We start from the raw sequence: 20,217 nt of genomic DNA, 5'->3' as shown, positions 1-20,217 counted from the left end.
GTTAATCCAAACGGAGTTTGAAAAAATAGAACTAAAAGAAAGAAGTTATTCTGTCGGCCAACTGCCATCATTATTCGGTCTTAACCAGGCTTGCGAAAACCAATAATAACCTGACTTAGTTTTACTCGGTGCAGTGCAGTTATAACGGCTTCGACCTGCAGGTAAGTTTGCTGAAGCTTGAATATTAAACTCAGTTTCAGAAACCCAAGTCGGCTTTTTAGCGCCTTGGCCTTGGACAAAACACATCACCTGATGCGGGTAAATATCAGTGGTGTCCAGCTCAACGGTTAGCTCAGGTCGCCACTGACCTTGGCTTAACTGTGGGTCAGTGATATTTTGCTTCACCACCGGCATATTGAGGCTAGTAAACTTGACTTTTAAACTGTCTAAATCAGCATAAGGGCCCGCCACAGGAAAACGTGGCAGCGCAGTCAGTATTGAGTATTTTCCCGCGGCGCCAGATTGTTGCCCTAAACCAATAAAGGCGTGCTTTTTCAGAATATCTTCAACATCGCTATTGTACTCACCATATGGGTAAGCCAGCATTTTTACACTCTGACCGGTATGCTTGTTAATTTCCGCTTCCGTTGCTAGCAAGTTTGCTTCGATTCTATCAAGCCATTGCTGCTTAGATTCGCCATCAAGCTTACGATTTAGATGCTCATGGGCCCAGCTATGGTTGGCGATTGTAGCGCCCTTTTCAGTGAGCGTTTTAATATCATCCCAACTCATCATGCCGCGATAACCTTTTTCAATCGGCTCTACTGACACAAATACTGTATAAGGAAAATCATATTTGGCTAATATGGGCGCCGCAGCCATACCGATACTGTCATAGCCATCATCAAAGGTAATAACGATGCTTTTATCCGCTAATGGCGTGTTATTCTTTAGCGCATTTACCGCTTGGGTTAATGGAATGATGGTAAACTCGTTTTCAGCAAGGTATTGCATTTGCTCTTCAAATTGAGCTGGCGTCACACTGGTACTTGCAGGTGTAGTTTCTGACACATGATGATATTGCAAGATCACCACGGCATTGGCATTAAGTGATATTAACCACAATAACCCCAATAGAGTTCGTTTTAACATATTATTCCTATGTCCATAAAAGCATTACTTTTTAACAGCCAAAAAAACCGGCAGCTTTTTGCTTTAGCCTTGCCGATGATTTTATCGAATATCACCATACCGTTATTAGGTTTAGTCGATACCGCAGTCATCGGCCATTTAAGTGAGGCCTATTATTTAGGCGGGGTGGCGCTTGGCAGCACAATTATTACTTTAATTGTCTGGTTGCTGGGCTTTTTGCGCATGTCCACCACGGGGCTGGTCGCCCAAGCTTACGGCGCTAATGATACCGTAACTCAGCAAAAATTGCTGGTGCAAGGCGCTTGCCTTGCATTGCTGTTTGGTGGCGCAGCAGTGTTATTGCAGCAACCGCTGCTCGATTTTGCCATGTCTTTAAGCCAAGCCAGTGCGCAGGTGCAGCAATTTTGCCGCGAGTACGTAGAAATTCGTATTTGGTCGGTGCCATTTGCACTCTTAAATTTGGTGTTACTTGGCTGGTTACTGGGCAGGCAAGCGCCCAAGGCGGCAATGTGGCAGTTAATCATCGCCAATATCGTCAATATCGTTTTAGATGTAGTGTTTGTGATTGGCCTAAATTGGAATGTAAAAGGCGCCGCGCTTGCCTCTGTTATCGCTGATATGTGTGCCTTTACCGTTGCAGCTGTCATTGTAAAACGCGCTTTATATCAACAGGCTGATTTTAGTTTGCGTCAGTTAATGGTTCATATCAGCTTAAAAGGCTATTCACGCTTATTAAAATTAAATCGCGATATCTTTATTCGCAGTTTATGTTTGCAAGCCAGCTTTACCTTTATGACTTTTTACGGTGCGGGCTTAGGTGATGACATCATTGCCGCTAATGCGGTGCTGCTTAATTTACTGATGCTGATCTCTTACGCCTTAGATGGCATAGCTTATTATGCCGAAGCCGAAGTGGGCCGTGCGGTGGGGCAAAAAAACCTCAATTTATTACATGACTCAGTGACCCTTGCTGCGAGTTGGTCAGCGCTATTTGCCTTAGGCTTTAGCCTGTTATTTTATTTTGCGGGTAGCAATATCATTGGCTTACTCACCAATATTGAGCTGGTGCAACAACAAGCCGAGCATTACTTGATCTGGTTGGTATTCATGCCATTGCTGGCATTTGGGTCCTACTTATTTGATGGGGTTTATATTGGCGCAGCCCAAGGTAAAATGATGCGTAATAGCATGATTTTATCGACCTTTGGGGTGTTTTTTCCCTGTTGGTATTTACTTCAAGAATACGGCAATAATGCCCTGTGGGCCGCCATGAGCGCCTTTATGTTATGCCGTAGCCTGTCGTTAGCACTGCATTACCGCTACAGTGACTGCTTTAAACAACTATAAGCGCTCTTTATTATTGAATTAACAGTAGATTTATCAGTCCTGCGACTGATAACATCTAGTTAACAACAATAATAGGGATGATTTTAATGAAACGGATTTTTAGCTTACTAGTGACGCTTTGGCTATGCTCAGCTTCAGTTAGCGCCCAACAATTACCGCTGGAAGCATTTGCCAGCATTCCAGATGTTAGCCATGTGACCATGTCACCTAATGGCAAAAAAATAGCTTCTTTAGTCCGCTTAAATACCAATGAAATGAAAGGCTCGATTATTAATATCCTTGATATTGATAGCCGTGAGTCTTTTTATCCACTGCAAACGGATAATGAAAAATTTGTCATTTTATCACTGCAATGGGCCAGTGATGATGCCTTATTAATCAAAGCTAAATTCCCTGCTGTACGCTACGGCACGCCAACTACAGAAACGAGGTTGATGAAGTATTCTATCAGTAAAAATAAAACCTCTAGCATTATCAGCAGTCGCTCTCTTAAAAAATTCAAATGGATGCCGCAAATCCAATCTAACATCATCGACTATTTGCCAAATGATAAAGAAAAACTGTTACTGGGCATTAGTGGTTTAGGTAACAAGCCCAATTTTGAGTCGGTTATTAACATCAACTTGAACAATGGAGCTTTCAAGTTTGTGCAACCAGCAGAACCAAATATCCAAGACTGGATAACCGATAGACAGCATAAAGTCAGAATTGGCATTTATCACAAAGATAGTCAGTTCAGAATTTACGAACAAGCTGACACAGGTGAAGATAGACGTGTTTTATGGGAATTTGAGGCCTTTGCTAAGGAACAAGTTTGGCCGATGGGCTTTGCGCAAGACCCCAATATTCTTTATGTAAAAGCATATCATGATGACTTATTGGCTATTTTTAAGGTTAACTTAACCGACCCAAAACTAACTAAAGAATTGGTGTTTAGCAGAGAGTCCTATGACGTTGAAGGCTCATTAATTTACTCAAGTCTCAAACAAAGAGTCATCGGCATTAATGACAGTGACGAATCTGAATATACATTTTGGGATGACGAATACGTTCGCTTAGCTAATGGGCTAAATAAAGCGTTACCAGACTATCGTAATTACATCACCCAATTTAGTGACGATGAACGCCGCTATATTGTCTACTCAACCAATGCCAAAGAAGCGGGTATTTATTTCTTTGGTGATCGTGATGCCGGTGAGTTACTCCCTATCGCATACCGCTATAAAGAGTTAAACCCTGAATTATTAGCTGATACTAAAACCCTGACTTATAAAGCCAGAGACGGCTTAGAAATCGAAGCTTTTCTAACGACGCCCCAAAACAAAGAAGCTAAAAACCTACCTACTATTATTTTCCCCCATGGCGGCCCTATTAGTTATGACTCAAATAGCTTTGATTATTGGACCCAGTTTCTAGCCAACAGAGGCTATGCAGTACTGAGAATGAACTTTCGAGGTTCATCTGGTTACGGCTTTGACTTTATGCAAGCAGGGTTAAAAAGCTGGGGCTTGGATATGCAAAACGATGTTGAAGATGGTACCCGCTGGCTGATGGAGCAAGGTATTTCAGACCCTAAAAAAATATGCATTGTCGGCGCCAGTTATGGCGGTTATGCCGCACTCATGGGTGTGGCTACCACCAAAGATTTATACCAATGTGCAGTCAGTGTGGCGGGTGTCACCGATGTGGAGTATTTAGTCAAGTCTTCAAGACGTTACACTAATTTTGAAATCGTTAAAAAACAAATTGGTGATGACTATGATGCCCTATATGAGCGCTCGCCATTAAGCAAAGCAAAAGATATTAACGTGCCTGTATTGCTGATACACGGAGATAAAGATCGCGTGGTGCGCGTGCAACACAGTGAAGACATGTTTGACAAGTTAGACGATCTAAAAAAGCCTGTGGAATATATCGAACTTGAAAACGGCGATCATTACTTAAGTAATAATGAGCATCGAATTAAAACCTTTATCGCTATAGAAAAGTTTTTACATCAAAATTTACATTAAGCTTTAAATTCAGAACAGTACCCAGTAAATCAACACTGCGGTACTGATTTTTTTATCAAAAAACGTTTAAGAGAAACAATCAATAATGAAATGGATTTCCATACTAATCACCACTTTGGTGCTAAGTCAGCAAGCTTTGGCTGCCGATAATACTCCCCCAAAAACTGCCCCTAAACTCCCCGTTGAAGCCTTTGCCAGTATTCCCGATGTCAGCACTGTAAAGCTGTCACCAAATGGTAAACACATAGCATCGTTAATTTTGGACGATAGCGCCGAAGAGCCACATAAGATTGTGGCGCTGTTTAATACCGAAACGGGTCAGTTTCATATACCGCTTAAAAATGACCATGAACGCTATACCATTATTGGTTTAACCTGGCCAGTGACGAGATTTTTTTAATATCAACACTTATTCCTTCAAAGCGTTTTGGTAAAGATGCCAACGAAAGTTTGCTGATAAAGTACAATATAAAAACCGGTGAGGCGGGCAGCGTATTAACTAAAAAAGTCATCAAAAGTTTCGAGTTTATACCACAATTTCAACATCATATTGTCGATATACTCCCTAAAGATCCTCAACATATATTACTGTCAGTCGCTGGGTTTCGTTCTCGAGCATTAGAGGATAGCGTGCTAAAAGTAAACTTGTATTCCGGCAAGGTTACTATTGAGCAAAATTATCGTGAACATGTCATCAAGTGGATGACAGATCAGCAAAATAAGGTTCGTATTGCCACTTATCGAGACCCTGATACCACCGAATATAGAACCTACGAGCAAAGTGAAGCCAATGGTGAATTACGTTTACTTTAGAAACACGAAGCATATTCAGAAGACAGCGTTATTCCTCTAGGATTTGACGTAAACCCCAATATTCTCTTCGTCAAAGCTTACCAAGATGGTTACTTTGCCATTTTTAAAGTTGATCTTAGGGATCCTACACTTCATAAAGAACTCGTATTTAGCGAAGACAATAGTGACGTTAATGCACAATTGCTGCACTCTAATATCACTCGAGAGGCCATTGGCATTGTTGCTGGTATCGATAATGAGTATTACTTTTGGGATAATGATTATCAAAAGCTTATCAAGCGCTTAAAAGCCGCTTTACCAGACACCCAAAACTACCTCACTCAGTTTAGTAAAAATGAACGTCGCTATATTGTCTTTGCTACCAGCCCGACTCAGCCAGGGCTTTATTTATTCGGCGATCGTGATGCCAATCGACTAGAAGTGATTGCGACTAAATACTCCCAACTTAATCCTGATATTTTGGTTCAGCCACAATCGATAAGCTACCACGCCAGAGATGGACTCGAGATCCACAGCTATCTGACACTGCCTAAGGGAGCGCCAAACAAACAATTACCAACAATTATTTTTCCCCATGGTGGCCCTCACTCTTATGTTGTTGAAAAATTGATTATTGGGCACAATTTTTTGCTAACCGCGGCTATGCGGTGTTGCAAATGAACTTTAGAGGCTCTGCCGGTTACGGACTTGAGTTCACCACTGCTGGACATAAAAATTGGGGGAAAGAGATGCAAACAGATGTTGAAGATGGCACTCGCTATTTAATCGACCAAGGTGTTGCTGACCCAAATAACATATGCATAGTTGGCGCTAGTTACGGTGGATATGCCGCCATGATGGCAGCAGCAAAGACCCCTGAATTATACCAATGTGTGATCAGTTTTGCAGGAGTCTCTGATGTAGAAGACCTCGTCAAGCTATCCCGTTTTTATACTAGTCATGAGATGACTAAAAAGGTGTTAGGAGATGATTATGACGACCTGTATGAACGCTCTCCGATTTATCATGCTGATAAAATTAATGTGCCCATTTTATTAATCCATGGTGATAATGACAAAGTGGTACAGGTGAGCCAAAGCCGAGATATGTATCGAAAATTATCCTCGTTAGATAAACAAGTCGAATATGTTGAAATCGATAATGCCAATCACTATTTATCAAACAATCAGCACCGCTTAATGACCTTCAGAGCCATTGATAATTTTTTATCTAAAAACCTATAATTGAAGCAATGAAAAAGGCCCGCACATATTGGTATATGTGCGGGCCATTCTTTTAACACTCTATAGGTAACTGCTGAGCTAAAGCTGTTAACTAAAGCATTTAACTAAAGCAGATTAAAACTTAGCTTCAAATGCAAGGCTGAAATGTCTGCCATCACCTATGGTAACGTCGGTGTTGGTGCCGCCATCTAGGTATTCAGTATCAAATAAGTTTTTGATATTAAAGCGTACATTCATATCTGTATTGTGAACCGCAAATGAGTAAGCTGCGCCAAAATCAAATCTAACATAGTCATCTTTAACTATGGTGTTTTGAGTATTGGCAAAACGCTCACCGACATAGATAGCACCAAAGTTAAGTGCGACATCATCGGTAACTTCGTAACGAGTCCAGATATTTGCTGACCATTCAGGAGCATCTACCGGGGTTTTACCGTCTAGCTGTTCAGTATCTTGGCTGCTAGTGACATATTTTGCATCTAGATACATCATTGAGCTGGTGACGAATACATTGTCACTGACTTGTCCTTGAGCGCCCATTTCAAAACCACGGTGATGCTGCTTACCGCTTTGGGTGGTGATGTACTCATGCTCGCCAATAGGTTGGTCTAATTGTTCGCGCACTGTAACGTTGGTCACTGTGGTGTCAAAAACTGCACCAGTTAATAGTAAGCCGCCATCATACAGTTCCCATTTGGTACCGATTTCATATTGCTCACCGTACTCTGGGTCTAAGTTCATACCATTATTGACATCGTCTTCATTGTTAACGATTGACTGAGGGTTAAAACTTTTGGCGTAGTTTACATAGATGCTGCCGTTATCTGAAGGCGAGTAAATAACCCCAAACTTAGGTGACACGGCATAGCTATTTTCACCATCGCCGTCTTTTTTCTGCTCGTCATAACGCAGGCCTGCCAGTACTTGCCACTGATCATTAATGGTCATTAAGTCTTGTACATAAAAACCATAATGCTTATAGCTTGACTCTGACTTAGTGGTGTCTCTGTTGTAATCCAGATCAGGTCTAGGTACATAACCACCCGGCTGAACCATCTGCGCGTCATCGCGGTCAATAAGTTGACCATAGTAATAATCGAGAATGTTAGCACCAACTAACAATTGATGTTCCATGCCAAAGCCATTTACGACACCAGTGAAATCCATATAAGCGGTTTTAAGCTGCCAATCATCGTGGCGATCAAACGCCTTAATTTGGTAACCATCGGTAGTTGGATCCATACCTGCCACCATCGATGGAGACGAATCTAAGCGCTGACGGGTAAATGATTGATGGTTATAACCTGTGGTCATTTTCCAATCATCTGATACATACCAGGTTAAATCAGCACCCAGGTTTTGCACCTCGTTGTCAGTAAAGGCCCACGACATATCCCAGATATCTTCGCGATCACCAACTAAGTCACCGTTACCATCTAACCAGCCACCGCTATCGATACCGGTTTTATCATCGGTGTAATCATAGGTCAGTGATAACATCACATCATCATGCAGGTCGAATTCAAGGTTTAAGTACCCTAAGAAACGGTCACGTTCTTGAGTATCATCGCCCTCACCGTCCTGGTATTCACGCCAGTATTTTGTATCTTGCTTAACTAATACAGTGCGGTAACGGATTGACTCAGCATCATTTAACGCGCCGCCTGCATCAAGTTGAAAACGAGTTGAGCCGTTCTCATCGGTATCGAACCCAAAGTCAAACATGGTTTCAGAGGTGGCCTTTTTGGTCACCATATTAATCAAGCCACCTGGGCCTGATTGGCCATAAAGCATGCTTGATGGGCCTTTTAAGACTTCGACTTGCTGCAAGGTTTCAATCGGCTGCACATAGTGCGAAAACTGCTGCTGACCATTAATTAAAAAGCCACTGCCAGAATCTAATTCAAAGCCACGAATATTAAATACTTGGCGGTTCCACTTTTCACTGCCGCCGGTCACACTTGAGTCGTTAACTAATACTTCAGATAAATTAGTTGCTAACTGCTCATCAGTGACAAAATCTGGAATAACGTTCACTGATTGCGGCGTATCCATCAAGGCAATATCACCCCGCATGGCGCCTGATGACGAGCCTACTTTGTAATTATTAAAATTCATGCCTGTTACTTGAATTCGCTCAATGTTCAACTCGAAATCTAAGCCGTTATCAGTGTCATTAGTTGCTTCTTCAGCCGCTAATGAAGCTGAGGCTAAACTGGCAACAACAGCAAATGCAATAGGTGAGATTTTCATACAAAGTAGCCCTTTAAATGGCAGTAGTCGTTAATGAGATGGATTATCATTTGCATTACGACGAAAGTGAAGCCATTTATTTAACAGAAGTAAATAACTGTGAACAAGGACACTGTTGTAAGTAAATTGTAGAAATTTTACCTGAATAAATGTTGCATAAATGGATTAACTAATGTTCATCCAAGCTAGATGAGTTTAATCGCCAAAACTAATACAGATATTAATTATTTAAACAAAGTTACACAAAATCAGAAATTAACAAATATTAAACATGTGTATTTGTTAGCTTAAATTTCATTATTTTTCGAAAACCTCACTTAATAGCAGCTAAAAAAATTCATTACCAAGAATTTTTATTCAAATAAACTTTTAGCTTTATACGCCCTCTACAGCTTTAAATGTGACCTCGACAACACAATGACACTTATATGCCACTCTTTACATTTCTTTAATTGCAGTTGCAAATGAGATTAATTATCATTACCTATATAGCGTGTCAGTCATAATTGTTAGCTGCTAACTTTTGTCATTGTCATCCATAAATATTTAACCTGAGAACGTAAATATGAAAGTTGTACCCGCTTTAAAGTGGTTCCATAATTGGGTCGGTTTTGTCATTAGTATTTGTATGCTGATAGTGCTGACAACGGGAGTGTATCTCGGCGGCATGGACATGCTAAAAAGAATGGATGATAAAGGCCAAACCTATGTGCCGTTAACCATTGAGCAAAAAGCACAAGCCACTGAGTATATTTTTGAGCATTACCCAAAAATGAGCAGTGTACGTTTTCCTACCGAACATACCCCTTACCTTGAAGCTGCTACCCGTGGGCAATCTATCGCTTTTGATAGCGAGTTCAATGAAATCTCCCATTACAAGGTGACAGAAATTCCGCTTTGGACCACGATGTTTTGGTTGCACAGAAACTTCTTACTGGGTGATATTGGTAAATACGTTAATGCATGGGCATCGTTCATTGGTGGCGTCATTACCCTAGTGGGTATTTACCTTTGGTGGCGAGTACGTAAAGGTTTTAGACTCAAGCACTCTATTCCAAAAGACACCAAATCAAGCAGCCTAGTTAAAAGCCACATTCAATTAGGTTTATTCATATCAGTGCCACTGTTTTTACTCTGTATTACCGGCTTTTTGATTACTTATAAAGGCTTATGGATGGATGCGCTCAAGCACAAGCCAACCGCAGAAATTAATTATCCAGTAAGTAAAGCTAACGATTGGCAAAGCCAGCTACAAACCGCGCAAGATTTATGGCCTGAATCGTTATTAGTATCGGTTAATAAACCAAGGCAGAAAAAAACCGATCCTGATGCACCAAAGGCGGCTAAACCTCAAGCGATGAATTACAGTATCAACTTTGATAGTCATGCTGATGTCTGGCTTAGAAATGCTGACAGTATCACCATGGATCATCAGCACGGCAAAATCGTATCAAGCCTGAAGCACAGCGATAGAAACTTGTCAGGTCAAGTGGCCAGCTTTGTTAGACCACTGCATGACGCATTGAATATGCCACTTAAATACGTTGTATTTATTACATTAGTCGCAGTGGTTGGTACCTTGATTCTATTATTCAGCTCAGTCACTTTTTATCGACGTATATTCAAGTCAAAAAAGAAAAAGTAGCCACCTAAATTCATTTGATATTATTAAATTACAGCTATAAAAATAGCGGCTTAAAGCCGCTATTTTTATTATGTCGCATTTGATAAATAACTATCCGATTTATTCATCGATATAGGCTTGAACAGTCCCTTCTACCGAGTCATAGACAATTTTTATCTCTGCACTATTTCGACCTGCAGTATCACCAAGCGTTCGCAGTACATAAGTACATTGGGTCTCACCTGTACCGCCCGCAGCTGCATGTCGATATGATTCAAAATCCACATCATCCGAAGTATTTCTAATGGCAACCGATGGTGGGCTTTCTATCAAAGCGTTCCAAAGATCGACACACCCTTGCTGACCTTGACCAATATTGACAGGGTTGGCCATAGGGTTGTTTTTACCTGTGCCTAACGGATAGCCAAAAGCATTCATGTCGAGATCGTTATTGGCAAAGTCAGGTAGATCATTCATTGGATCGCTGCCACCAATAATTTGCCAACGTGTATGGGAAAAAGTAACCGACTGCTCAAAGGATGCCGCTACCGCCTTTACTCGGCTTATTTCAGCATCACGTTTTACATCTATAAATTTACTCGCCGCTATTACTGCTAAAATAGCCAATACAATAATAACCACTACCAGCTCAATTAAGGTAAAGCCTTGCATTTTTAACGGTTTAAATTGAGTTGTTTTTTCTGCCATGAAGTTATCCTGCTCCGTTTTCATACTTAAGTTATAGCACAAGGCTCCCACTCAGCGTAAGTGACGGCCAATAAAAAACGCGACCATATTGGCCGCGTTTAGTGTAAAATTTGAATTAGCTATTGCTGTATTTTACAACAATAAAACCTTGCAAATTTACTGGTAAGAGTGAGAACCATGTTGATGGTCAGTCACATCTTTCACACCAGAGAGCTCACCAGGGAACATCTCCAGTAACTGTTTCTCAATGCCATCTTTTAAAGTGATATCAACTTGAGAACAACCATTACAACCACCACCAAACTGCAGTACTGCAACTGCATCTTCCGTGATTTCAACTAGCATGATGTTACCACCATGGCTTGCTAACTGCGGGTTAATCTCTGATTGAATCACATATTCAATACGCTCTTTTAATGGCGCATCTGAAGACACTTTACGCATTTTAGCGTTTGGCGCTTTTAAGGTTAGCTGCGAACCTAATTGGTCAGTAACAAAATCAATGCTCGCTTCTTCTAAAAATGGTGCGCTTTTTTCGTCAACCATGGCACTGAAGCCGTTGAAAGGTAATTCAGTGTCATCCGCTTCTACAGCGTCAGGTGGACAATAAGACACGCCGCACTCAGCTTGGGCAGTACCCGGGCTGATTACAAACACACGGATATGCGTGCCTTCAGGTTGATCGGCCAGTAATTTAACAAAATGCGCCTGAGCCGTATCAGAAATGTTGATCATAAAAACTGCTCCGTTAGATAGTACTTTAAAGTGTACTAAAAATAGTACTTGAGTAATTTAGTAAGAATTAGCGCTATGATACTCCTAGTTGCGACGGCTTTGTAGTCCTGCAGTGAGCAAGTTGCATAAAAAACACCGAGAAATTGCGCTTTTTAATGGCGATTTAAGTTTAATCACTTTATGGTGATTGTATTGTTTTCTTTTTATGATGTTGTTTCTTATATGATTAGCTTCAATGCATTGTTTACTCGTCTCGCTAAAGGCACCTTTTTCGGCTTCATTATCTGTATGCCATTATTTACCGTGGCGCAGGCTGATTCCCGCATTGAGCAGCGCCTCGGGGCTGAGAAAATTAATAAAAAAATCACCCAACCTACTGAATATTTAGGTTATCCATTGGGCGAGTGGCATTTAAGACATGATCAAATTAATCACTATTTACAACTATTAGCCAGCCAAAGTTCGCGAGTTTCTTTAGATTCTGCTGGTTACTCCTATGAAAAACGCCAGCAACTTAGCGCGGTCATTACCTCAGATGACAACCAACAGCGGCTAGCTGAAATCCTCGCCCAGCGCAGCCAAGTAAAATACGGTGTCAAACAACAAGGTCCATTACAGCAAAGCCCATTGATTATCTGGTTGGCCTATTCAATTCATGGCGATGAAGCCAGTGGCGCCCATGCGGCGGTGGCGTTAAGCCATTACCTTGCCGCATCTGATGAAGATTGGGTAAAAGAATTACTCGATAATACGGTTATTTTACTGACTCCGACCCAGAACCCTGATGGTTTTGATCGCTTTGCTAACTGGGCAAATAGCAATCGAGGCCAAGTGATTATTACCGATCCTAATCATCGTGAGCATAATCAAGATTGGCCCGGCGGACGTTTTAATCACCATTTCGCTGACTTAAACCGTGACTGGCTATTTCTGCGCCACCCCGCCTCTCAAGGCAGAGTGGCGTTTTTCCATAAATGGCAGCCCCATTATGTAGGGGATTTCCACGAGATGTGGCAAGACCAAACCTACTTCTTTCAACCTGGTGTCGCTGATAGAGTCAATCCGCTGACCAATCCTGCCAATCAAATGTTATCCAATGAGCTAGCGGCCTATCATCGTAAAGCGCTGGATGAGGTTAAGCAGCCATATTTTAGCGGGCAGATGTTTGATGACTTTTTCTATGGTAAAGGCTCAACCTACCCAGATATCAATGGCGCTGTGGGTATTTTGTTTGAGCAAGCTAGCTCCCGTGGTCAAGCCCAAGAGTCCCCCAATGGTGTGGTCACCTTGCAAAATAGTATTGATAATCAATTTTCTACTTCACTATCAAGCCTGCAAGGCGCCCATGCGCTACGTAAAAAATTGATGACATACCAAAGTGATTTTTTTGCTCGCAACAGTAAGCGCACCCGTGACGGTAAACAAACTGGCCGCCTTATCAAAGCCCATGGCGGTAATGCCCATATCACTGAGCTTGCAACGATATTGCAGCAACACCAAATCAGCTTCAAATATCTAAACCGTGAGCTGGAAGACGATGACATACTCTTTAAGCCGTCAAACAGCCTGTTCATTCCTCAAAGTCAGCCACAGCATGACTTATTGCAAGCATTGTTTGATAAGCGCACTGAGTTTAAAGATGAAACCTTTTATGACATATCCACTTGGAATTTTGAATCAGCTCTGGGCTTAAGTATCAGTGAAAATGCTAAACCCAACCCCAAATATCTCACCAATAACACGCCATATGTCGCGGCGACTGAGCAGCTAGATAACGCCAGCAATGTGGCCTTTATTATTGACTGGCAACAAGCGGCCGCGGCGCCCATGTTGCAGCAATTACTTAGCCAAGGGGTACAGGTTAAATACGCTAAAAAGCCCTTTAGCCTGCCTGATCGCAGCTCTAACGCCAAAAAGTCAGCAGCAATAGACTTCACAGCGGGTAGCCTGCAAATTCCCTTACGCCAGCCCAACTACAAAGGCAATATCGCCTTACTTGTTAGCCAGCTTGCCACGCAATACCAAGTAGATGTCACTGCAGCAAGCAGCTCACATACCTTAGCGGGAATGGATCTTGGCAGTGATGAATTTAGCGTGATCAACCCCATTAAGCCGTTACTGCTCACAGGCATAGATACTAACGCCTCAGAAACCGGGCAAATGTGGTATTACCTTGATCAAACGCTTGCAGCACCTGTCACTATGGTGGACAGCAATCGACTAGCAGGCATTGATTTATCAGGCTATAGCCACATTTTTATGGCTGATGGGCCTTATCATTTAATCAGTGATGCCAGCGCAAGAAAGCTGGGCAAATTTGTAATGGATGGCGGCACTATCGTGGCGCAAAAGCGGGCGCTGGTATGGCTCAATAAGCGCAATATTCTTAAGTCTCAGCCTAAAACCAGACTAGAGCTGAATAAATTATTTAGCACTTCAGGGATGAGTTATGCGGATAAGTCTAAATTAAATGCCAGACAATCCATCGGCGGCGCCATTGTGGCGTTAACACTGGATGAAACCCATCCAATCAACTTTGGTTTACCTAACCCGCTGCAAGTGATGAAAAACCGTGAGATAAGCTTTAACCTCACTTCCACGCCATTTATTGTGGCGGCGGACTATACCAATGAGCCACTGATGAGCGGTTACCTTGCTAAGGAATATCAGCGCGCTTTTGCCAACACCCCAGCAATGATTGTTGAGCCCAAAGGCAAAGGGCATGTTGTGGCATTAACAGATAATTTTTTGTTTAGAAATATATGGTTAGGCTCTGAAAAAGTCTACGCCAATGCGCTGTATTTTATCCAAAAATAACTGACTAATTTACAGTCTGCCTTTCATAATAATCCCGGTGCTTCAGCCCTTGCTAAGCACCAAGTTTGCACATGGGTATAGTGCGCCGCAAATAAGCGGCTAATTTCATTCACCGTGGTGCCTGTGGTCACCACATCATCGATAAGCGCCACCCGCTGGTAGGGGTTATCTCGCTGCAACGTAAATGCATCGGCGCAATTTAAGCGTCGCTGCTTACCATTAAGTCCCGCTTGGGCCTTGGTATCAACGCAGCGCACCAATAAACTATCGTCCATCGGAATACCAATTTGCGCACTGAGCTCTTTAGCAATCAGCCAAGCTTGATTAAAACCGCGCTGCTTTAAGCGATTGCGATGTAGCGGCACCGGAATGAGCACTTGGGGAAGTTGAATTAAACCTCTGGCCGCCAAATCCATCACCCTTACGGCTAATACTTGCACCAAGGCCGCTAATGGCGCGCATTGCTGCTGATATTTAATCCCAGCTATTAACTCCCCTAAGCCTTGATGATAACTGCAAGGGGCAATGACTAACATGGGTTCAATATGCTGGCAGTGGCCGCAATACACTTGCAATAACGGCATCGATTTACCACAACCTAAACAGACTTCCTGCTGATAAAGCCCCGCCACAAGGCAGGTCTGACACACCCCCGTATGCGGTTTAGCTGCAGAGTACTGAATGATATCTTGTTGACATAACAAGCAGCGGTTAGGCAGGTTAGCTGCCACTGCAGCCATCAATGAAACTAACCGCGCTGTATTATTGTGCAAATTGAGCTTGAGGAGTTTTGAGAGTTGCCAAGCCATAGAATATCCTTATCCTGTATGACAGTTGTTTTAACCAGCGATCATTTATTAATCGCCACTTTTTGAGGTTAGCCTTTGAATCCACCAGCGCTGCACATTACTACTATTACGCCTAAAGCTATTTCTCATACAGATATGACTCATGAAAATAGCACCGACGTTATTGATATCGTATTGCTACATGGCTGGGGGGTGAACTCTGCGGTTTTTCAGCCGCTACAAACCGCATTATCAGAGTATAGAGTGCATTATGTCGACTTGCCGGGCTTTGGTGATAGCCAAGCAAATAGCGATAATATTGAAGCATGGGCAGCGGCGTTAGCTAAAGCTCTACCAGAAAATGCCATCTGGCTTGGTTGGTCATTGGGGGGCTTAGTTGCCACTCAAATTGCCCTAAATCATCCTCAGTCGGTAAAAGCGCTGATCACTGTAGCCTCTTCGCCTTGCTTTATGGCACAAGAAAAAAACCAGTGGCCGGGGATCGCCCCTGAAGTGCTCACGCAATTTCACCAGCAATTAAATGTCAATCTAGCCAAAACGGTCGAGCGATTTTTAGCGATTCAAGCCATGGGCAGTGACTCGGCCAAACAAGATATTGTAGCGATAAAAAAATTAGTGTTGGCTAAACCTTTACCGACCCAAGCAGTACTCGATCAAGGCTTAGATATGCTCAAAGAGGTTGATTTGCGGCCCCAGCTTAACGATATCAGCCAGCCATGGTTACGTATTTGGGGCAAATGCGATGCCTTAGTACCCAGAACCATCATCCGCCAGTTACCCCAAGCCAGTAATATTACTGACATTGTCCACAATAAAGCCTCCCATGCGCCGTTTATTTCACACCCACAGGCCTTTTTAGATGGCTTATTGCCATGGATAAAAAAACATCAAATATAGGCTATAAAACCTGCTAGCATTTGGTTATAATTTAAACATTAACTGTTTGTTTTTTAAGTGAGTGTTATGCTAATTGTCACTAATTATCCCCAAGTACCGCTTGCAACAAGTAATGTTGCAACGGATCTTGCTCGGGCGGATAATCAGCAGGCAAAGCCAATATTACCGCCACAAGCGTTAACTAAGCCCCACCATGAACGGGCGCTAAATCAAAAAAACGAATCATTATTCCGTTTAAATACCATAGAGGAAAAGCATCGCCAGCAGCGACAATCCTCAGATCAACAGAATCAGCAGCATCTATCCCAACAATCAGCTTTACAACAGCAAGCACCTCAAAGCGCACCGTTAACCGGCTTATTGCCACAACTGCTGCGAGTAGCAGCCAGAAATAATCCCACTGTTAGCCGTCGTGACATTCAGCCCCAAACGCCCACTAAGTCGACTGCAATTAACAGCGATAACAATAAAAAAACCGAAGTTAAACAACAGATAAAGCAGCATTCTGATGAGTTTTATAAACAATTTGGCCAGCACATAGCCACATGTTACCAGCAATGCACCACCCCTTCGCCACTCGCTCATCTGCTGATATTAGTCTAGCCCTGCTCTCACTTTAATTAACGGGCTTGATGTCTTCACTTATTATGGCCGAACGATTACTAACTAATCATTATTACTGCTAATCATTGTATTAGGTAATAGTCGTTATTTAGGCCATAAGCATCAATCACACATTCACTTCAAAAGATTATCTATTAATTTTTGATAATAACTCAAATGACAGCCTATTTATTCACCAGTAAGTAATGGCTAATATAGCTTCATCAGCAACAGGGCTGAACCAAATTCAACTTGATACATTATAGGAACTATCATCATGGCTAGCTTAACTATCGTAGCAAACATCATTACCAAAACTGACAAAGTAGAGCTGGTTAAAGCGGAACTACTAAAACTTATGGATATAACTCGCGCTGAAGCCGGTTGCATCAATTACGACTTACATCAAGACAACGAAAACCCTGCACATTTCATGTTTTATGAAAACTGGGAAAGCCGTGAATTATGGCAAGCACACATGGGTAACGCACATTTAGCCGAGTATATGGTGGCAACCGAAGGTGCTGTTGAGCAGTTCATTTTAAACGAAATGACTCATATCGCTTAATTGGTCGCACTATAAATTTTACAAAATAAAAAGGCCTTAACAGTCACGAGTATTCTCACGATGTTAAGGCCTTTTTGGGTTTAACCCTAAGCCAAACACATTAGCGGTGTTACTTTTTCAGCTTAGCAAAGGCGTCAGCAAAGGCATTACCCATAGCGGCATTAGCTGGGGCCTTTTGCGGTTTATGGGCTGACTTTTGCCCTGATTTATTCCCGCTAGCTTTATGTGTAGGCTTGCTGTTGGCTGATTTAGATTGATTAGCGGTTTTCGCTGTGGGTAGTGCTTCATCAAGGCGCATACTTAATGCGATACGGCGACGCTCTACATCCACTTCCATCACTTTAACTTTAACCACATCACCCGCTTTAACTATGGAGTGAGGATCGCTAACAAACTTGTCAGTGAGTGACGAAATATGCACTAAACCATCTTGATGTACGCCTACATCGACAAAAGCGCCAAAGTTAGTCACATTGGTGACCACGCCTTCTAGGATCATCTCTAGCTTCAGGTCTTTAAGCTCTTCAACACCTTCTTTAAAGCTGGCGGTTTTGAACTCACCACGAGGGTCACGCCCAGGCTTGTCTAGCTCTTTCAAGATATCGCTGATGGTGGGTAAACCAAATTCATCAGTAACAAACTCGGCAGCATTTAGCTGGGATAACAATTCGCTATTACCCATTAAGCTGGCCACAGTTTGCTGCTTGGCACTGGCAATGGCTTCAACCAATTTGTAGGCTTCAGGGTGAACAGATGAACCATCTAATGGATTTTTAGCATCGCTAATACGTAAGAAACCGGCTGCTTGCTCAAAGGCCTTTGGCCCTAAACGCGCCACTTTAAGCAATTGTTTACGGCTTTCAAATTTACCGTTTTCATCGCGGTAGTTAACCACGTTTTTAGCTAAGGTTTTATTTAAACCGGCCACCTGCGCCAATAATGGTGCTGATGCCATATTTAAATCAACGCCCACGCCATTTACACAATCTTCTACGACCGCTTCAAGCGAGCTTGATAGTTGGCTTTGGCTCACATCATGTTGATATTGGCCTACGCCAATGGATTTTGGCTCAATTTTAACGAGTTCAGCTAATGGATCTTGTAGTCGACGGGCAATCGATACTGCGCCGCGGATCGATACATCTAAGTTAGGGAACTCCTCAGAAGCCAGCTCTGATGCTGAGTACACTGATGCGCCCGCTTCACTGACCATCACCTTGGTCAAGCTTGGATGCGTCTCTTTCATAAAGCTCATCACTTCAGCGGCTAATTTATCCGTTTCACGTGAGGCGGTACCATTGCCAATGGCGATGATCTCCACTTTATGCATTTTTATCAGGTTCGCTAAAGTGCGGATTGACTTGTCCCACACGTTTTGCGGCGCATGAGGGAAGATAGTGGTATGGGCCACAAACTTACCGGTGTTATCGACAATCGCCACTTTAACGCCGGTGCGCAGCCCAGGATCTAAGCCCATGGTTGCTTTAGCGCCAGCAGGCGCTGCCATTAATAAATCACCTAAATTACGGGCAAACACATTAATGGCTTCAGCTTCAGCGCGCTCACGCATTTGGCTAATAAACTCGGTTTCCATTTGCAGCGCAATCTTGATGCGCCAAGTGGCGGTAACCACAGTTTTAAGCCACTGATCGACACTCGAGTCTGAAAACTTTAGTTTGAAATGATCGGCAATAATCACCACGCAATAACTGCTTTGCGCCACTTCAGCTTTAGGGTCTGCATTCATCGATAAACTGAGCGCACCTTCATTGCGGCCGCGCAGCATGGCCAGGGCCCGATGGGAAGGCACTTTAGTAATGGCTTCAGTATGCTCAAAGTAATCGCGAAATTTTGCGCCTTCTTTTTCTTTACCTTTAACTAGGCGGCTTTCAAGCACTGCCTGTTGGCTTAAATGCTTACGCACTTTTTGCAGTAAATCTGCATCTTCAGCAAAACGTTCCATTAAGATAAAACGCGCGCCGTCTAAAACCGCTTTCGCATCGCCAAAGCCGGCGTCGGCATTGATAAATTCAGCCGCTTTTGCTTCAAGATTAATACTACGATTAGCCAGTAAAAAGTCAGCTAAAGGCAACAAACCAGCTTCAATAGCAATTTGACCTTTAGTGCGGCGTTTCGGTTTAAAAGGAAGGTATAAATCTTCTAAGCGGGTTTTGCTGTCAGCGGCATTTATGGCTTGCTGCAATGCTGGGGTTAATTTGCCTTGGGTATCAATGCTAGAAAGAATAACTTGTCTGCGCTCGGCTAATTCACGTAAATAGCTTAAGCGACTATTTAGGGTTCGCAGTTGCGCATCATCTAAACCACCAGTGGCTTCTTTACGGTAGCGGGCAACAAAAGGAACGGTAGAACCATCATCGAGTAAGTTAATCGTCGCTGAGACTTGTTGCTCACGAACATTCAGTTCTTGAGCGATTATTTGAGCAATACTTGGCATAAAAGGTCTATTTGGCTTTGAATAACAAATGAGGTCAAAGATAGCATAATCAACCGCAAACGTTTATGAACAATCGATGATTTTGTGCTATTTATCTAAGCTAACTTTAGCCGTTAGCAAAGCCACACACAGTTAAATAACCGCTAAATCAGCCGCTAAAACTGCGAAATTAAATTAATAATATTACTTATGATTAATTTAATTAATAACCATTCTCATTAAACTTATTATATTAAATGTTGGTTACAGATTGTTGCAAAT

General features: G+C 42.5%; 17 protein-coding genes. 11 read left to right on the top strand and 6 right to left on the bottom strand.

The genetic code is table 11. The annotated features are described in order from the left end of the window. Positions 1-45: 45 nt before the first annotated feature. Positions 46-1,092: a polysaccharide deacetylase family protein gene (locus AB4140_RS14425; protein WP_102439437.1), complete on the bottom strand. Its 1,047-nt coding sequence runs from the start codon at positions 1,090-1,092 to the stop codon at positions 46-48. Positions 1,093-1,101: 9 nt separating this feature from the next. Between AB4140_RS14425 and dinF the strand changes: the two genes are divergently transcribed. From dinF to AB4140_RS14395, 6 genes are all read left to right on the top strand, one after another. Continuing rightward, positions 1,102-2,439 (top strand): MATE family efflux transporter DinF, encoded by a 1,338-nt coding sequence (gene dinF / locus AB4140_RS14420; protein WP_102476154.1) that lies wholly within the window; start codon positions 1,102-1,104, stop codon positions 2,437-2,439. An 86-nt stretch (positions 2,440-2,525) separates the two neighbouring features. Next, positions 2,526-4,451, top strand: coding sequence for an alpha/beta hydrolase family protein (locus tag AB4140_RS14415; protein ID WP_372001477.1), 1,926 nt, complete (start codon positions 2,526-2,528; stop codon positions 4,449-4,451). Positions 4,452-4,536: 85 nt separating this feature from the next. Next, complete coding sequence (locus tag AB4140_RS14410) at positions 4,537-4,851, top strand: hypothetical protein (RefSeq protein ID WP_372001475.1); 315 nt, start codon at positions 4,537-4,539, stop codon at positions 4,849-4,851. Positions 4,852-4,901: 50 nt separating this feature from the next. Beyond that, positions 4,902-5,264 (top strand): hypothetical protein, encoded by a 363-nt coding sequence (locus AB4140_RS14405; RefSeq protein WP_372001472.1) that lies wholly within the window; start codon positions 4,902-4,904, stop codon positions 5,262-5,264. A 180-nt stretch (positions 5,265-5,444) separates the two neighbouring features. Further along, positions 5,445-5,924, top strand: a complete 480-nt coding sequence (locus AB4140_RS14400; RefSeq protein ID WP_372001470.1) for an alpha/beta hydrolase family protein — start codon at positions 5,445-5,447, stop codon at positions 5,922-5,924. Further along, positions 5,921-6,487: an alpha/beta hydrolase family protein gene (locus AB4140_RS14395; RefSeq protein ID WP_372001468.1), complete on the top strand. Its 567-nt coding sequence runs from the start codon at positions 5,921-5,923 to the stop codon at positions 6,485-6,487. Before AB4140_RS14400 ends, AB4140_RS14395 begins: the two co-directional genes overlap by 4 nt. Before the next feature lie 114 nt (positions 6,488-6,601). On the opposite strand, the gene AB4140_RS14390 is transcribed toward AB4140_RS14395, so the two are convergent. Then, positions 6,602-8,740 (bottom strand): TonB-dependent siderophore receptor, encoded by a 2,139-nt coding sequence (locus AB4140_RS14390; RefSeq protein WP_102476151.1) that lies wholly within the window; start codon positions 8,738-8,740, stop codon positions 6,602-6,604. A 565-nt stretch (positions 8,741-9,305) separates the two neighbouring features. On the opposite strand from AB4140_RS14390, the gene AB4140_RS14385 reads away from it, so the two are divergent. After that, on the top strand, positions 9,306-10,385 hold the full coding sequence (locus AB4140_RS14385; protein WP_372001466.1) for a PepSY-associated TM helix domain-containing protein: 1,080 nt from the start codon (positions 9,306-9,308) through the stop codon (positions 10,383-10,385). Positions 10,386-10,484: 99 nt separating this feature from the next. On the opposite strand, the gene AB4140_RS14380 is transcribed toward AB4140_RS14385, so the two are convergent. Both AB4140_RS14380 and nfuA read right to left on the bottom strand, forming a co-directional pair. Next, complete coding sequence (locus tag AB4140_RS14380; protein WP_303445891.1) at positions 10,485-11,072, bottom strand: type II secretion system protein; 588 nt, start codon at positions 11,070-11,072, stop codon at positions 10,485-10,487. Between the two features lie 156 nt (positions 11,073-11,228). Further along, the gene (gene nfuA, locus AB4140_RS14375) at positions 11,229-11,807 is read right to left on the bottom strand and encodes a Fe-S biogenesis protein NfuA (protein WP_076538256.1); all 579 of its coding nucleotides are present in this window, start codon (positions 11,805-11,807) and stop codon (positions 11,229-11,231) included. 192 nt (positions 11,808-11,999) lie between these two features. Here nfuA and AB4140_RS14370 point away from each other — a divergent pair, with 192 nt between their 5' ends. After that, positions 12,000-14,624 (top strand): M14 family metallopeptidase, encoded by a 2,625-nt coding sequence (locus AB4140_RS14370; RefSeq protein ID WP_372001464.1) that lies wholly within the window; start codon positions 12,000-12,002, stop codon positions 14,622-14,624. 23 nt (positions 14,625-14,647) lie between these two features. Here the strand turns inward: AB4140_RS14370 and AB4140_RS14365 are convergent, their stop codons facing one another. Then, the gene (locus tag AB4140_RS14365) at positions 14,648-15,364 is read right to left on the bottom strand and encodes a ComF family protein (RefSeq protein WP_198589328.1); all 717 of its coding nucleotides are present in this window, start codon (positions 15,362-15,364) and stop codon (positions 14,648-14,650) included. A 204-nt stretch (positions 15,365-15,568) separates the two neighbouring features. Here AB4140_RS14365 and bioH point away from each other — a divergent pair, with 204 nt between their 5' ends. The 3 genes from bioH (at position 15,569) to AB4140_RS14350 (ending at position 17,501) form a co-directional block, all read left to right on the top strand. Next, the gene (gene bioH, locus AB4140_RS14360) at positions 15,569-16,330 is read left to right on the top strand and encodes a pimeloyl-ACP methyl ester esterase BioH (protein WP_372001479.1); all 762 of its coding nucleotides are present in this window, start codon (positions 15,569-15,571) and stop codon (positions 16,328-16,330) included. A 66-nt stretch (positions 16,331-16,396) separates the two neighbouring features. Continuing rightward, entirely contained in the window at positions 16,397-16,933 is a 537-nt protein-coding gene (locus AB4140_RS14355) for a hypothetical protein (RefSeq protein ID WP_102439429.1), read from the top strand. Positions 16,934-17,210: 277 nt separating this feature from the next. Continuing rightward, positions 17,211-17,501 carry a putative quinol monooxygenase gene (locus AB4140_RS14350; RefSeq protein WP_102439428.1) on the top strand — a complete coding sequence of 97 codons (291 nt, stop codon included), beginning with the start codon at positions 17,211-17,213 and terminating at the stop codon, positions 17,499-17,501. A gap of 109 nt (positions 17,502-17,610) precedes the next feature. On the opposite strand, the gene AB4140_RS14345 is transcribed toward AB4140_RS14350, so the two are convergent. Continuing rightward, positions 17,611-19,956, bottom strand: coding sequence for a Tex family protein (locus AB4140_RS14345; protein ID WP_303411516.1), 2,346 nt, complete (start codon positions 19,954-19,956; stop codon positions 17,611-17,613). Between the last annotated feature and the right edge of the window lie 261 nt (positions 19,957-20,217).

This window comes from Shewanella sp. 10N.286.51.B2 (assembly GCF_041469265.1).
Classification (GTDB): domain Bacteria; phylum Pseudomonadota; class Gammaproteobacteria; order Enterobacterales; family Shewanellaceae; genus Shewanella.
Note: the sequence above shows the minus strand (reverse complement) of the source record. Positions and strands in the feature narration are given on the sequence as shown.